This is a genomic window from Anaeromyxobacter diazotrophicus, assembly GCF_013340205.1.
Lineage (GTDB): Bacteria > Myxococcota > Myxococcia > Myxococcales > Anaeromyxobacteraceae > Anaeromyxobacter_A > Anaeromyxobacter_A diazotrophicus.
This window is the reverse complement of sequence record NZ_BJTG01000011.1, coordinates 79,857-94,447: the sequence shown is the minus strand read 5'-3', so window position 1 is coordinate 94,447 and position 14,591 is coordinate 79,857. Positions and strand designations below refer to the sequence as shown.

Sequence of the window (14,591 nt, the reverse complement as noted above, 5' to 3'; positions counted from 1 at the left end):
GGCCATGGCCGGCGAGGACCAGGAGAGCAAGACCGAGGCGCCCAGCGGGCGCCAGCTGGCGCGCGCCTGGGAGGAGGGCGACGTCCCGCTCGGCCGCGACCTGCCGCTGGTGGCGGGGCTGGCGGGCGCGGTGACCGCCCTGGTGGCGCTGGGCGGCGCCGTGCGCGGCGGCCTCGTGCGCGCCTGCGCCCAGGCCATGAGCGCGGTGGCGGAGGCGCCCTTCTCCACCCTGCCCGGCCTCCTCGCCGGCCCGGCGCTGGCGGCGGCGGCGGTGTGCGCGGCGGCGGCCGCGGCCAGCGCCCTCGTCACGCTGGCGCAGACGCAGGGGCGGATGTGGGCGGAGCGCCCGCTCCCGGACCTGTCGCGGCTCATGCGCGGCGCCCAGCTCGGACGGCTCTTCAGCCGCGAGCTCGGCGCCGACCTGGGCCTCGCCGCCGTCAAGGTCGTGGCGGTGGGGTGGGCCGCCTGGTCCAGCCTCCACGGCGACTTCCTGACGCTCTCGCGCCTCCTCGGCGCCAGCCCCGCCGACCAGCTGGCGCAGACCTTCGGGATCGTGCTGCGCGCCGGCTGGCGGATGCTGCTCGTGGCCGGGGTGCTGGCTGGCCTCGACCTTGCACTCGTCCGGCTCAGGTTCACCAAGCGAATGCGCATGACGAAGGCCGAGGCCAAGCGCGAGGCGCGAGAGGACGACGGCGATCCCCTCCTCAAGGGGAAGCGCAAGCAGCGGCACCGCGAGCTGGCGCGGGGCCGGGCGCGCGTCGAGGTCCCCCGCGCCGACGCGCTGCTCGTGAACCCCACCCACATCGCCATCGCGCTGCGCTACCGCCGCGACGAGGGCCGGGCGCCGCGCGTCACCGCCAAGGGCAAGGGCGTCCTCGCCGACTACATGCGCGAGCTGGCGCGCGAGAACGGGATCCCCATCGTGAAGGACATCCCGCTGGCCCGCCTGCTCCACCGCAAGGTGAAGGTGGGCCGCGAGGTGCCGGCCAGCACGTACAAGGCGGTCGCGGCGGTGCTCGCCTTCGTCTACCGCCTCACCGGCCGCGCGCCGGGCGCGAAGGGAGCGGAGGCCTAGCATGGCGGAGAGCAACGCCCCGGGCGCGGCGCGCGCCGAGACCCTGCTGGCGGTCGCCGTCCTGGCGGTGGTGGTCATCCTCATCGTGCCGGTCCCGGCGGCCGCGCTCGACGTGCTGCTCGCCTTCTCGGTGGGCCTCGCCCTGCTCATGCTGCTCACCGCGCTCGGCCTCACCCGCGCGCTCGACTTCTCCGTCTTCCCGGCGCTGCTGCTCGTCACCACGCTCTTCCGCCTCGCCCTCAACGTCGCCACCACCCGCCTCATCCTGCTCCACGGCGGCGAGGGGCCGGGGGCGGCCGGGCACCTCATCGAGACGTTCGGCCGGTTCGCCGTCGGCGGCAGCCTGGTGGTCGGCCTGGTCATCTTCCTCATCCTGCTGGTGGTGAACTTCTCGGTCATCACCAAGGGCGCCGGGCGCGTGTCCGAGGTGGCGGCCCGCTTCACCCTCGACGCCATGCCCGGCAAGCAGATGTCGATCGACGCCGACCTGGCGGCCGGCATCATCGACGACCGGGAGGCGAAGAACCGGCGCTCCTCGCTGGAGAAGGAGGCGGAGTTCTTCGGCGCCATGGACGGCGCCTCCAAGTTCGTCCGCGGCGACGCGGTGGCGGGGCTCGCCATCACCGGCATCAACATCGTGGGCGGCCTGGTGGCCGGGCTCCTGCGCGACCACGTCTCGCTGGCCCAGGCCGCCGAGACCTACACCCTGCTCACCGTCGGCGACGGCCTCGTCTCCCAGCTCCCGGCCCTGCTCGTCTCCACCAGCGCCGGCCTGGTGGTCACGCGCGCCGGCGGCGACCACCTGGGCTCGCAGGTCGGGACGCAGGTGTTCGGCCGCCCGCGCGCGCTCTCCACCGCCGCCGCGGTGCTGGCCGCGCTCGGCCTCCTCCCCGGCATGCCGCTCCTCGCCTTCTGGAGCGTGGGCGGCGCGCTGTGGCTCCTCTCCCGGCGCGCGTCGAAGGCCGAGCAGGCCGCCGCCGCCAAGCCGCGCGCGCCGGCCGAGCCGAAGGGCCCGGAGCGGGTGCAGGACCTGCTGGCGGTCGAGGCGCTCGAGCTGGAGGTGGGCTTCGGCCTCGTCCCCCTCATCGACCTCGCCAAGGGCGCCGAGCTCCCCGGGCGCGTCACGGCGCTCCGCAAGCAGCTCGCCGGCGACCTGGGCGTGGTGCTCCCGTCGGTGCACCTGCGCGACAACCTGCGGCTCGAGGCGAACCAGTACCGCGTGCTCCTGCGCGGGCTCGAGATCGGCAAGGGGGTCGCGCACGCCGACCGCCTCATGGCGCTCGACCCCTCGGGCGGCGCCCCGTCCATCGACGGGCTGCGCGGCCACGACCCCGCCTTCGGACTGCCGGCGGTGTGGGTGGTGCCCGCCGACCGCGCCCGCGCCGAGGCGGCCGGGCTGACCCTGGTGGACCCTCCGTCCGTCATGACCACCCACCTCGCCGAGCTGCTCCGCCGGCACGCGCACGAGCTCATGGGCCGGCAGGAGGCGCAGGAGCTCCTGGCGGTGGTGGGCAAGGAGGCGCCCAAGCTGGTGGAGGACGTGGTCCCGGGCTCGGTCTCGCTGGGCGAGCTCGTGCGCGTGCTGCGCGGGCTCCTGCGCGAGAGCGTCTCCATCCGCGACCTGCGCACCATCCTCGAGGCGGTGGCGGACGCCGCCCCGCGCTCCAAGGAGACGCCGTGGCTGGTCGAGCAGGCGCGCCGGCGGCTGGCGCGCCAGATCACCGCCCGGGTGGCGGGCGCCGACGGCGTGGTGAAGGCCCTGACGCTGGAGCGCGCCACCGAGGACGCCCTGCGCCAGAGCCTGGGCGCCTCCGACGGCGAGGCCGCGCTGGCGCCCGACGTCGACACGGCGCGCCGGCTCATCGGCAGCCTGGAGTCGCACGCGCAGCGGCTCGCCACCGCCGGCCTGCCGGTGGTGCTGCTCGCGCCCCCGGACCTGCGCCGGCCCATCTTCGACTTCGGGGCGCGGTTCGTGTCCGACCTGTGGGTGGTCGCCGCGCGCGAGCTCGTGCCCGGCACCACCGTCGAGCCGGCCGGGATCGTGCAAGCCGTCACCCCGCAGCTCGAGAGCGCCGCCGCCTAGCGAGGAAACCTCGACCCCATGAGCGCCACCGTCCGCACCTTCCGCGCCCCCGACTCCACCGCCGCCCTGGCGGCGGTGAAGGCGGCGCTCGGCCCCGACGCCATCCTCATCTCCACCCGCACCGTGCAGGGCGGGCTCTTCCGCCGGCCGGAGGTGGAGGTCACGGCCGCTGCGGGCGACGCCCTCGAGGCGCCGGTCCCCCGCCGCGGCGACGGCCCCTCCTCCCCCCGCGGCGACCGCGCCCCCTCCGCGACCGCCCCCGCGGCGGGAGACGGCCAGGGCGAGGGGCGGCGCCCCTCGGGCCTCGCCGCCTACGCGGCGCCCCGCCCCGTCGACGACGCGCTCGCCTCCGAGGTGCAGCTCCTGCGGCGCTCGGTCGAGGAGACGCGCCGGGCGCTCGCCACCGTCACGCGCGAGGCGCGCGCCGGCCGCGAGCTGGAGATTCCGCCCGCCGCCGCCGCCCTGCACGCGCGCCTCATCGCGCGCGGCGTGGAGCCGGTGCTGGCGGAGGAGCTGGTGCGCCAGGCGCTGCAGCTCACCGCCTCGCCGCGGGCCGGCGGGCTCGAGGGCGCGGTGCGCGACCTCCTGGGCGAGCGGCTCGTGCCCTGCCGCGCGCCCTGGCTGCACGACGGGCGCCACGCCCTGGCGCTCATCGGGCCGACCGGCGTCGGCAAGACCACCACCCTCGCCAAGATCGCCGCGCGTGCGCTGCTCGAGGCGAAGAAGAAGGTGGCCCTGCTCACCGTCGACACCTACCGCATCGGCGCCTGCGACCAGCTCGCCCGCTACGGCGAGATCATGGGCATCCCGGCGCTGGTGGCGCGCGACCGGGGCGAGCTCGTCCAGGCCTACGAGCGGGTGAAGGACGCCGACCTGGTCCTGGTGGACACCGCCGGCCGCTCCTCGCCCGAGGACGTGGCGCGGCAGGCGGAGCTGGTGCGCGCCATCCCCAAGGTGCAGCTGCACCTGGTGGTCTCGGCGGCCACCGGCGCGCTCGAGCTCTCGGCGGTGGCGGAGCGCTACCGCGACCTCCGCCCGGACCGGCTCCTCTTCTCCAAGCTCGACGAGGCGGCCGGACCCGGCGCGGTGCTGTCGGCCGCGGTCCGCATCCCGCGCCCGGTGAGCTGCGTCGCCGACGGGCAGCGCGTCCCAGAGGACCTGCACGCCCTCGGCGCGGCCGAGCTCGTCGACCTGGCGCTGCCGCCGGCGCCCCGCACCCCGCAGCACGAAGGAGCGTAGCCGTGGATCAGGCCGAGAGCCTCCGCCAGCTGGTGAGCCGCCGCGACCCCGCCGCGCCGCCGCTGCGCGTCATCGCCGTCACCAGCGGCAAGGGCGGGGTGGGCAAGACGCACCTCGCCTGCAATTTGGCGGTGCTGGCGGCGCGCGCCGGGCGGCGCGTGCTCGTGATCGACGCGGACCTCGGCCTCGCCAACGCCGACATCGTCCTCGGCATCGCGCCGCACTACCACCTGGGCCACGTCCTCGACGGCTCGGTGCCGCTCGACGACATCCTGGCCGAGGGGCCGGAGGGGGTGCGCGTCCTGGCCGCCTCGACCGGCGTCCAGCAGCTCACCCAGCTCGACGACCAGCAGAAGCTGCGGCTCGTCTCGGCGCTCGATGGGATCGAGGACCGCTTCGACCTCGTCCTCATCGACTGCGGCGCGGGCATCGGCGACAACGTCCTCTTCTTCGCCGGGGCGGCCCAGGAGGCGCTGCTCGTCATCTCCCCCGAGCCGACCAGCCTCACCGACGCCTACGCCGCGGTGAAGGTGCTCTCGCAGCAGGGGGGCGTGGAGCGCTTCTCCGTCATCGTGAACCAGGTGCCGCTCGAGGCGCTCGCCCGCGACGTCTACGGGAAGCTCACCCGGGTCACCGAGCGCTTCCTCACCGCCCGGGTCGGGTTCCTCGGCCACGTGCCGCGCGACGAGAACCTGCAGCGCGCGCTCATGGCGCAGCGGCCGGTGGTGGACCTGTTCCCGCGCTCGCCGTGCAGCCGGGCGATGCAGGACCTCGCCAAGACCCTGCTCGAGCGCCCGCCGCCGCCCTCGCTCCAGGGTGGCCTCAAGTTCCTCTGGCAGCGGCTGCAGCGCGAGGCGGGCCCGGGCTAGCCTTGCACCGCGCCCACGCCCGCTACGCCGCCGAGGGCGACTCCGACGCCGCGCTGGTGACGCGCCACGCGGCGCTCATCGACCGCGCCGCGCGCCGCGTGGCCGCGCGCACGGCGGGCGTGGTCTCGGCCGAGGACCTCTGGTCGGCCGGCGCCATGGGCCTCATCGAGGCGGCGCGCCGGTTCGACGGGGCGCGCGACGTGAAGTTCGAGACCTTCGCCGCCCACCGCATCCAGGGCGCCATGATCGACGAGCTGCGCCGGCTCGACCACCTCCCGCGGCGGCTGCGCGCGCAGGCGGAGGAGGTGGAGCGGGCGCGGGCGCGGCTCGGTCACCAGCTGCAGCGCGAGCCGACCACCGAGGAGCTCTCGCTCGAGGTCGGGCTCGAGGGCGAGGAGCTCTCGGCGGTGATGGGCGTGGCGCAGCCCACGCCGGCCGTGCTCGAGGCGGTGGAGTCGCCGGCCGTCCCCGCCGACGAGCAGGTGGAGCGCCGGCAGCTCCTGGGCGCGGTCGCGGGCGCGGTGGCCGAGCTCCCCGAGCGCCTGCAGCTCCTGCTCTCGCTGCACTACGTGGAGGGGCTCACCTACCGGGAGATCGCGAAGGTGCTGGCCGTCTCCGAGCCGCGGGTCTGCCAGCTCCACGGCGAGGCGATGGCGCTCCTGCGGCGGGTGGCCGGCCCGGGCGCGCCGTGACCGGGAGCATCTCGCTGTGCATGATCGTCCGGGACGAGGCCGCCATGCTGCCGGACTTCCTGGCGGCGGCGCGCGGCGCCTGGGACGAGCTGGTGGCGGTCGACACCGGCTCCGCCGACGCGACCCCCGAGCTGCTCGCCGCGGCGGGCGCGACCGTCGTGGCCCGGCCGTGGGACGGCGACTTCTCCGCCGCGCGCAACTTCGGCCTGGCGCGCGCCAGCGGCGACTGGCTGCTCGTCCTCGACGCCGACGAGCGCGTCTCGCCGGAGCTCCGCGCCGGGCTGCGCCAGGTCGCCGCCGATGCCCGCCTCGGCGCGGGGACGCTGGCGGTGCTGAACGAGCTCCCGCACGGGCACGTCCGCCGCTCCCGGCTGCTGCGCCTCTTCCGCAACGGCGCCGGCGTCCGGTTCCGGCACGCCATCCACGAGGACGCCGGGGAGGACGTGGCCGCCTTCCTCGCCACGAGCGGCCTCGCGCGCGCCGAGGTGCCGGGGACGCTCGTCCACCTCGGCTACGCCCGCGACCACGCCGCGGCGCGCCACAAGCAGGCCCGGGACGTCGCCATCCTGCGCCGGACGCTGGCCGCCGATCCGGCCGACCTGTACGCTCGGTTCAAGCTGCTCGAGCAGGCGCGCTTCTGGCACGACGCGCCGCTCCGCGCCGAGGCCGCCCGCGACCTCGACGCCGAGCTCCGCCGCGGCGGCGCCGAGCGCCTGCGCGGCGCGCACTTCGCGGGGGAGCTCTTGGCGCTGGCGGTGGATGGCCTGGGGCTCCCGCCGCGCGAGGCGCTCGGGTGGCTCGAGCCGCTCGCCGGCCGCGCGCCCCCGTCGGCCGCCCTCGAGCTCCGGCGGGGCGAGCTGCGCGAGCTCGCCGGCGACGCCGCCGGCGCCCGGGAGGCCTTCGCCCGCTGCCTGGCGCTCGAGGCGGTCACGGACGACGTCCAGCTCGCCACGGTGCGCCCGCGCATGGGCCTCGCCCGCCTGGCGCTCGCGGCGGGCGACGCGGCCGGCGCCGCCGCCGAGGCGGAGCGGGCGCTCGCCCTGGCCCCGCGCGACCCGGAGGCGCTGCTCCTCGCCGCCGCCCTGCGCCGCCTCACCGGCGGTCCGGGCGCGCTGGCGCGCTTCGCGGAGGAGCGCCGCGCCGCCGCCGGCGACTCCGAAGAGCTGCGCGCCGCGCTGCGCGAGGCCGGCGGGGCGACGGGCTGATGGGCGCCCTCTCCCCGCGTGCGGGCCGGCAGCGAATGGGCTCGAGCGTGGCGCGGCGCGCAGGTCGCGGCGCCTGAAGCTGCGGCGGGCATGCCTCGACCGCAGGCGCTTCGAGGCCCGAGGAACCACTGAGTCCCGCTCCCCTCTCCCCCACCGAGAGAGGCCAGAGAGCGGGGGGCGTCGCCGCGGGTGAACTCCCCGCGGCATCGCCGCGTTGCGTCACCGCCCGGCGCCGGTTACCTCGGGCGGCGTGACCGACCTCCTCGCCGCCCGCTGGCTCTTCGGCACCTCCCTCGCCTTCCACATCGTCTTCGCGGCCGTCGGGGTCGCGATGCCGCTCTTCATGGTGCTGGCGGAGTGGCGCTGGCGGCGCACGGGCGACGAGGTCCACCTCGAGCTGGCCCGGCAGTGGGCCAAGGGCACCGCCATCCTCTTCGCGGTGGGCGCCGTCTCGGGCACGGTCATCTCGTTCGAGCTCGGCCTGCTGTGGCCGCGGTTCATGGCGTTCGCGGGCCCGGTCATCGGGATGCCCTTCTCGCTCGAGGGGTTCGCCTTCTTCGCCGAGGCCATCTTCCTCGGCATCTACCTGTACGGCTGGGAGCGGGTGGGGCCGCGGCTGCACCTCGCGGCCGGCGCGCTGGTGGCGCTCTCCGGGGCGGTCTCCGCCTTCTTCGTCACGCTCGCCAACGCCTGGATGAACCGGCCGGCTGGGTTCTCCCTCCTCGACGGGCGCGCCGAGGACGTGCGGCCCTTCACCGCCATGTTCCCGCCTGGCTGGGCCCACGAGGTCATCCACGTCCTCCTCTCCTCCTACGCCGCCACCGGCTTCGCCGTCGCCGCCATCCACGCCTTCTTCCTGCGCCGCGCCCCCGCGAGCGCGTTCCACCGCGCGGCGCTCGGCATCGCGCTCGGGGTGGGGGGCGCCGCCGCGCTCCTGCAGCCGCTCTCGGGCGACCTCTCGGCGCGCCAGATCGCGGTCACCCAGCCGGAGAAGCTGGCCGCGGCCGAGGCCCACTTCGAGACCTCCCGCGGCGCGCCGCTCCAGCTGGGCGGCCTCCCCGACGCCGAGGCGCGCACCACCCGCTACGGGCTCCGGATCCCCTACGGCCTGTCGCTCCTCGCCTTCCACGACCCGCACGCGGAGGTGAAGGGGCTCGACGCCTTCCCGCGCGACACCTGGCCGGACCCGCTCCACGTCCACCTCGCCTTCGACGCGATGGTGGGCCTCGGGACGCTGCTCGCCCTGGTGTCGCTCACCGGCGCGCTGCTCGCCTGGCGCGCCCGCGCCGTCCCCACGCACCGGCGCTACCTCCTCGCGGTGGTGGCGTGCGGGCCGCTCGGGTTCCTGGCGCTCGAGGCGGGCTGGCTCGTCACCGAGTGGGGGCGACAGCCCTACACCATCCGCGAGGTCATGCGGACGGCGGAGGCGGTGACTCCGGTCGGCCAGCTCGCGCTGCCGCTCTTCGCCTTCGTGCTGCTGTACGTCTTCCTGGGCGCCATGGTGGGGGTCCTGCTCTGGCGGCAGATCGCCCACGCCGGCGGCGCGGCGGCCGCGGCGCCGGAGGTGACGCCGTGACCCCTGCCGACCTCCTCGGCGCGGTCCTCCTCGTCGCGCTCGTCGCCTACGCGCTGCTCGCCGGCGCCGACTTCGGTGGCGGGATCTGGGACCTCTTCGCCTCCGGGCCGCGGCGCGAGGCCCAGCGGCGCCTCATCGAGCACGCCATCGGCCCGATCTGGGAGGCGAACCACGTCTGGCTCATCCTGGCGGTGGTGCTGCTCTTCAGCGGCTTCCCGGCCGCCTTCGCCGCCGTGTCGATCACGCTCTTCGCGCCGCTCGTCCTCCTGCTCATCGGGATCGTGCTGCGCGGGGCAGCCTTCACCTTCCGCACCTACGACGACCGCGGCGATCGCGTCCAGCGCCGCTGGGGCGCGGTCTTCTCCGGCGCCAGCGTGCTCGCGCCGCTGCTGCTCGGGGTGGCGGTGGGCGCGCTGTCCTCGGGCACGCTGCGCTCCGGGCTCGGCGCGGCCCCGCGCTCCGGCCCGCTCGTCCCCTTCTCCACCTTCGCGCTGTCGGTCGGCCTGTTCGCCTGCGCGCTCTTCGCGTTCCTGGCGGCGACCTACCTGACCGTCGAGGCGGAGGGGGAGCTGCGCGAGGACTTCCGGCGGCGCGCGATCGCCGCCGGGATCGCCGTCTTCGCCACCGCCGCGCTGTCGCTCGCCCTCTCCGCCCGCGACGCGCCGCGCCTCTTCGACGGCCTCACGCGCCACGGCTGGTCGGTGGCGCTCCACCTCGCCACCGCCGCCGCGGCGGTGGGCGCGTTCGCGGCGCTGCTCGCCCGCCGCCCGCGCCTGGCGCGCCTGTGCGCCGCGGCCCAGGTGACGCTCATCGTCCTCGGCTGGGGCGCCGCGCAGTACCCGTACCTGGTCGGGCCGGAGGTGACGCTCGCCTCGGCCAGCGGCCCGCGCTCGACCCAGGTGGCGCTGCTCGTCGCGCTGGCGGTGGGGGCGCTGACGCTCTTCCCGAGCCTCTACCTGCTCTTCCGCATCTTCAAGGGCGAGCGGCCGTTCTCGGTGGTCGACCGCCGCCCGGCCCGGCGCGCGTGAGGCGCGGCGGCGGGCTCAGCGCGGGAGGTTGAACCGCAGGGTCGCGAGCTCGTCCACCTCGCGCCGCTCGCGCTTCTCACGCTCGCCCCGGATCTCGGCGCGGCGCCGCTCCTGGACGCGCTGGACGATCTTCGTCCCCTGGCGCGCGGCGGCGTAGCCGTCGCGGGCCTGGGCCTCGCGCTGGCGCGCCTCGCGCAGCGCCGCCTCGGCCGCGCGGACGTCCTGCAGCGCCCGCCGGTGCACCAGCTCGTCCACCTGCCACAGCTCGACCGGGCCGCCGGCGCGCCCGTCGCGCCGGGTCACCTCCACCGCCCGCGCCAGCCGCGCGCTCGCGCTCGTCACGGTCGCCTGCGCCCGCGCCAGCCCGGCCAGCGCGTGGTCCTCGGCGCGCTCCCGGAGCTCGACCACCTTGTCCACCCGTGTCGGAGGCGGCATCACGTCCCTCGTCGCGCCGCGCGGCGCGAGCCCTCCCGCTGCACCGCGCGCGCCACGCGGCCTGGCGCGCCGGCGCGGGCCGCGCCGCCAGATCCCTGACGCGCGGCCGCGGCCGGCCGGAGCGGCGGCCCTCGCCCAGCGCCCGGCAAGATCGGCCGGGGCGGCCGAGGCGCGCGGCCGGCGACGCCGCCAAGGCCGCGTGAAGACGGGCCTTCCCTGACGGTGCGTTCGGCCGGCGGCCGCTGGCCCCGTCCTTGCTGAGGAGAGCCTCCGCATGGCCGACGGCATTTACGTGACGATGAACGGGGCGGCGGCGCGGAGCGAGCAGCTCGACGCCATCGCCGACAACCTCGCCAACGCCCAGACCCCTGGGTTCAAGGCGGCCCGCCCCGCGTTCGAGGCGTTCTTCCCGGCGAGCGGCGCGGAGGACAAGGCCTACCCGGCGGCGGTCGCTACCGGCTTCGACCTCCGCCCCGGCCCGACCACGCGCACCGACGCCCCGCTCGACGTGCTGCCGGAGGACGGCGCCTTCCTGGCGGTGGCCGCGCCCGGCGGCGGGGTCGCCTACACCCGCGACGGCCGCCTCTCGGTCGACTCCGAGCGGCGCCTCGCGACCGCCACCGGTCGGCTCGTGCTCGACCGCAGCGGCGCGCCCATCCGCGTGCCGCCCGGGCCCCCGCCCCAGGTCGGCCAGGACGGCGTGATCCGCTCCGGCGACACCGCGATCGCCGAGCTCGCGCGCGTGAAGCTCGACGGCCCCGTCGACCGGATCGGCCCCTCGCTCCTCGCCCCGGCGCCCGGCGGCCGCGCCCTACCCTCGGACGCGAAGGTGCGCACGGGCGAGGTCGAGCTCGGCAACTCCGGGGCGCTGGAGGGGATGGTCCAGCTCATCTCCGCGCAGCGCCACTTCGACGCCTCGATGCAGGCCCTCCAGACCTACCGCAGCCTCGACCAGCGCTCCGCCGAGACGGGCCGCGTCCGCTAGCCGCCCACCGAAAGGACCCCCGCATGCTCCGCTCGCTCTACACGGCCGCCACCGGAATGGAGGCCCAGCAGCTCCGGATGGACGTCATCGCGAACAACCTCTCCAACGCCAGCACCACCGGCTTCAAGAAGACGCGGGCGGAGTTCGAGGACCTGCTCTCCGAGACGCTCAAGGGCGCGGGCGCGCCCGGCCCGCGCGGCGGCGGCGATCCGGCCCCGCTCCAGGTGGGCCTCGGCGTGCACGCCGGCTCCACCACCCGGTCCTTCGGTCAGGGCGACGCGCTCACCACCAACAACCCGCTCGACCTCGCCATCCAGGGGCAGGGCTTCTTCAAGGTCCAGCAGGTGAACGGCGATCCCGCCTACACCCGCGCCGGCAACTTCAGGCTCGACTCCACCGGGCGGCTGGTGACGCAGCACGGCGAGATCGTCGAGCCGGGCATCACCGTGCCGCCCGACGCGACGCAGGTCACGATCGGCGCCGACGGCACGGTCACCGCCACCGTGGCGGGCCGGACCGACGCCGCCACCCTGGGCCAGCTCGAGCTCGCCAGCTTCACGAACCCGGCCGGCCTCACCAGCGTCGGGAACAACCTGTTCACCGCGAGCGCCGCCTCCGGCGAGGCGCAGTCGGTGAAGCCCGGCGAGCAGGGTACCGGGACGCTGGCGCAGGGCATGCTCGAGGGCGCGAACGTGAAGGCGGTGGAGGAGATGATCGACATGATCGCCTGCCAGCGGGCCTACGAGCTCAACTCCAAGATCATCAGCACCGCCGACCAGATGCTGCAGCGCCTCACCAACATCCGGTGACCCGATGCCGGCCGCCCTCGCCATCGCGCTCGCGGCGCTGCAGGCCGCGCTGGGGCTCCCCGGCGCGCGCGCCGAGCTGCACGCGCTCGAGGGGGCGCCGCCGGGCTGCGCGGTGGCGCGGGCCGAGGTGCCGCGACCGGTGCTCGCGTCGGGGCGCGCCGCGGTCCACCTCTTCGGCGCCGACGCGGGCGGGCGACCCTGCGAGGCCTGGGCCTGGGCCCGCGTGCGCGTCACCGCCCCGGCGCTCGTCACCTCTCGCGACGCCGCGGCCGGCGCGCCGCTCGAGGGCGCGGTGGAGACCGTGCGGCGCGAGGTCCTCCCGGGACGGCGGCCCCTCTTCGCCCTGCCGGAGGGGGCGCGCGCCGCGCGCGCCCTGCCGGCCGCCGCGGGCCTGGAGGAGGGCGACGTCCGCGTCGGCCCGGCCCCCGGCGCCGAGGTGGCGGTGCTGCTCCGCGCCGGCGCGCTGGCGGTCGAGCAGCGCGGCACCGCCCTCCCCTGCCGCGCCGGCCGCGCCTGCGCGCTCCTGCCCTCGGGCCGGCGCGTCGAGGGCCCCTGGCACGGCGGGCGCATCGAGCTGGGTGAGCCATGAGGCGTCAACTTCCCGCCGCAGCCCTCCTCGCCGCGCTCGCCGGCTGCGCCACCTCGACGCACATCGAGAAGTACGTGCCGAAGCACCGGGAGTACGAGCCCGCCTCCGCGTCGCAGCGCGGGGACGAGGCCCCGTCGCCGGGCAGCCTGTGGCGCGACGGGCGCTCGCCCGCGATGCTCTACACCGACGCCCGCGCGCTGCGCGAGAACGACCTGGTGGTGGTGAAGGTGGAGGAGGTGGCGGACGCGAAGCGCAGCGCCGACACCGACGTGACCCACAACTCCAGCGCCACCGCGACCGCCCAGTTCCTCTCCTCGCTCTCCGACCTGACGAAGGGGCCGCAGGGCGGCCTCAAGGGCGGCCTCGACCGGCGCTTCCAGGGCACCGGCAGCACCGGCCGGACCGAGCGGCTCACCGCCACCGTCCCGGCGCTGGTCCGCAAGGTGCTGCCCAACGGCAACCTCTTCATCGAGGGGCACCGGGTGGTGCTGGTGAACAGCGAGGAGCAGCACTTCTACATCTCCGGCGTGGTCCGCCCCATCGACATCGACCAGGAGAACAGCGTCAAGAGCTCCATGATCGCGGAGGCGGAGGTCGAGTTCACCGGGCGCGGCATCCTCTCCGACAACCAGCAGCAGGGCTGGGTGGCGAAGCACCTCGGCTGGCTGTGGCCGTTCTGAGGCGACCATGACCACGACCTCGACTGCGACCTCGACCTCGACCGCGACCGCGACCGCGACCTCGACCACGACCGCGACCGCGACCTCGACCTCGACCTCGACCGCGACCGCGACCGCGACCGCGACTGCGAGCCTGACCTCGACCGCGGCCCGCTGCGGGGTCCTGGCCGCGGTCGCGCTGCTCGCGCTCGGCGCGGCCGCTCCAGCGCGCGCGGCGGTGCGGCTCAAGGAGCTGGCCGACGTCCAGGGCGTGCGCGAGAACGAGCTCTTCGGCTACGGTCTCGTGGTCGGCCTGGCCGGCACCGGGGACACCGAGCGCGTCCTCTTCACCCAGCAGTCGGTGGCCGGCATGCTGGGCCGCCTCGGGGTGCGCGTGGACGCCAAGGAGGTGCGCGCGCGCAACGTGGCGGCGGTGATGGTGACGGCGCGGCTGCCGGCCTTCAGCCGTCCGGGCCAGCACCTCGACGTCACCGTCGGCTCGCTGGGCAACGCCCGGTCGCTCGCCGGCGGCATGCTGCTGCTCACGCCGCTCGCGGCCGCCGACGGCCAGGTGTACGCGGTGGCGCAGGGACCGGTCCAGACCGGCGGGTACGACGTCTTCGCCGCCGGCTCCTCCCTCTCGAAGAACACCCCCACCTCCGGCCGCGTCCCGGCCGGCGCCTCCATCGAGCGGGCCGTCACGCCCGCGCTCTCCGGCCCGACGCTCGTGCTCGGGCTGCACCACCCCGACTTCACCACCGCGCACCGCATCGCCGCCGCCGTGAACGGCAGCCTGGGCGGCGCGAAGAGCGGGGCTGCGCCGGCCGAGCCGGCGCCCGCCGGGGCCGCGCCGCCGCAGCCGCCGGCGCGCGCGCTCGACCCGGCGGCGGTCGAGATCACCGTCCCGGAGCGCTTCAAGGACGACCCGGTCGCGCTCATGGCGCAGCTCGAGGTCATCGAGGTCGACGCCGACGAGCGGGCCAAGGTGGTCGTCTCCGAGCGCACCGGCACCGTCGTCGCCGGCGAGCGGGTCCGGATCCGGCCGGTGGCCATCTCCCACGGGGGGCTGCAGGTCTCGGTCACGGTCCAGCCGCTCGTCTCGCAGCCGGGGGCGAGCTTCTCGCAGGCGCCCAACCCGAACGCGCGCACGGTGGTGTCGCAGGCCGGCACGCCGGCGGCGACGGAGGAGTCGCGCGGCACCATCGCGCTGCCCGCCACCACCACCGTGCAGGAGCTGGCGAAGGCGCTCTCGACGCTCGGCGCCAGCGCCCGCGACCTCGTCTCCATCCTCCAGGCGATGAAGGCGGCCGGCGCGCTCGACGCCGACCTCGAGGTCATCTGACGTGC

General features: G+C 76.5%; 14 protein-coding genes. 13 read left to right on the top strand and 1 reads right to left on the bottom strand.

Annotation, left to right across the window (positions count from 1 at the left end):
• The first annotated feature begins 4 nt into the window (after positions 1-4).
• The 8 genes from HWY08_RS19745 (at position 5) to HWY08_RS19710 (ending at position 9,767) form a co-directional block, all read left to right on the top strand.
• Positions 5-1,075 carry an EscU/YscU/HrcU family type III secretion system export apparatus switch protein gene (locus HWY08_RS19745; protein ID WP_176068452.1) on the top strand — a complete coding sequence of 357 codons (1,071 nt, stop codon included), beginning with the start codon at positions 5-7 and terminating at the stop codon, positions 1,073-1,075.
• Position 1,076: 1 nt separating this feature from the next.
• Complete coding sequence (gene flhA, locus HWY08_RS19740) at positions 1,077-3,158, top strand: flagellar biosynthesis protein FlhA (RefSeq protein ID WP_176068450.1); 2,082 nt, start codon at positions 1,077-1,079, stop codon at positions 3,156-3,158.
• Between the two features lie 18 nt (positions 3,159-3,176).
• Entirely contained in the window at positions 3,177-4,397 is a 1,221-nt protein-coding gene (gene flhF / locus HWY08_RS19735) for a flagellar biosynthesis GTPase FlhF (protein WP_176068448.1), read from the top strand.
• A gap of 2 nt (positions 4,398-4,399) precedes the next feature.
• Entirely contained in the window at positions 4,400-5,266 is an 867-nt protein-coding gene (locus tag HWY08_RS19730) for a MinD/ParA family protein (RefSeq protein WP_235969717.1), read from the top strand.
• Positions 5,267-5,268: 2 nt separating this feature from the next.
• Complete coding sequence (locus HWY08_RS19725) at positions 5,269-5,958, top strand: sigma-70 family RNA polymerase sigma factor (RefSeq protein ID WP_176068446.1); 690 nt, start codon at positions 5,269-5,271, stop codon at positions 5,956-5,958.
• Between the two features lie 20 nt (positions 5,959-5,978).
• A complete protein-coding gene (locus tag HWY08_RS19720) occupies positions 5,979-7,163 on the top strand; it encodes a glycosyltransferase (RefSeq protein WP_176068445.1) in 1,185 nt (394 codons plus the stop codon).
• 250 nt (positions 7,164-7,413) lie between these two features.
• Complete coding sequence (locus HWY08_RS19715) at positions 7,414-8,739, top strand: cytochrome ubiquinol oxidase subunit I (protein ID WP_176068444.1); 1,326 nt, start codon at positions 7,414-7,416, stop codon at positions 8,737-8,739.
• Positions 8,736-9,767, top strand: a complete 1,032-nt coding sequence (locus tag HWY08_RS19710; protein ID WP_176068443.1) for a cytochrome d ubiquinol oxidase subunit II — start codon at positions 8,736-8,738, stop codon at positions 9,765-9,767. The genes HWY08_RS19715 and HWY08_RS19710 overlap by 4 nt, the downstream gene beginning before the upstream one ends.
• A gap of 15 nt (positions 9,768-9,782) precedes the next feature.
• Here HWY08_RS19710 and HWY08_RS19705 read toward each other — a convergent pair whose 3' ends face one another.
• Positions 9,783-10,202, bottom strand: a complete 420-nt coding sequence (locus HWY08_RS19705) for a flagellar FliJ family protein (protein ID WP_176068442.1) — start codon at positions 10,200-10,202, stop codon at positions 9,783-9,785.
• A gap of 274 nt (positions 10,203-10,476) precedes the next feature.
• Between HWY08_RS19705 and HWY08_RS19700 the strand changes: the two genes are divergently transcribed.
• From HWY08_RS19700 to HWY08_RS19680, 5 genes are read left to right on the top strand one after another with little or no spacing between them, the layout of a single operon-like run.
• Positions 10,477-11,187 (top strand): flagellar hook basal-body protein, encoded by a 711-nt coding sequence (locus HWY08_RS19700; RefSeq protein WP_176068441.1) that lies wholly within the window; start codon positions 10,477-10,479, stop codon positions 11,185-11,187.
• Positions 11,188-11,210: 23 nt separating this feature from the next.
• Complete coding sequence (gene flgG / locus HWY08_RS19695; protein WP_176068440.1) at positions 11,211-11,996, top strand: flagellar basal-body rod protein FlgG; 786 nt, start codon at positions 11,211-11,213, stop codon at positions 11,994-11,996.
• 4 nt (positions 11,997-12,000) lie between these two features.
• A complete protein-coding gene (locus HWY08_RS19690) occupies positions 12,001-12,585 on the top strand; it encodes a hypothetical protein (RefSeq protein ID WP_176068439.1) in 585 nt (194 codons plus the stop codon).
• Positions 12,582-13,265 carry a flagellar basal body L-ring protein FlgH gene (locus HWY08_RS19685; protein ID WP_176068438.1) on the top strand — a complete coding sequence of 228 codons (684 nt, stop codon included), beginning with the start codon at positions 12,582-12,584 and terminating at the stop codon, positions 13,263-13,265. Before HWY08_RS19690 ends, HWY08_RS19685 begins: the two co-directional genes overlap by 4 nt.
• A gap of 7 nt (positions 13,266-13,272) precedes the next feature.
• Positions 13,273-14,586, top strand: a complete 1,314-nt coding sequence (locus HWY08_RS19680; protein ID WP_209005195.1) for a flagellar basal body P-ring protein FlgI — start codon at positions 13,273-13,275, stop codon at positions 14,584-14,586.
• Positions 14,587-14,591: the final 5 nt, after the last annotated feature.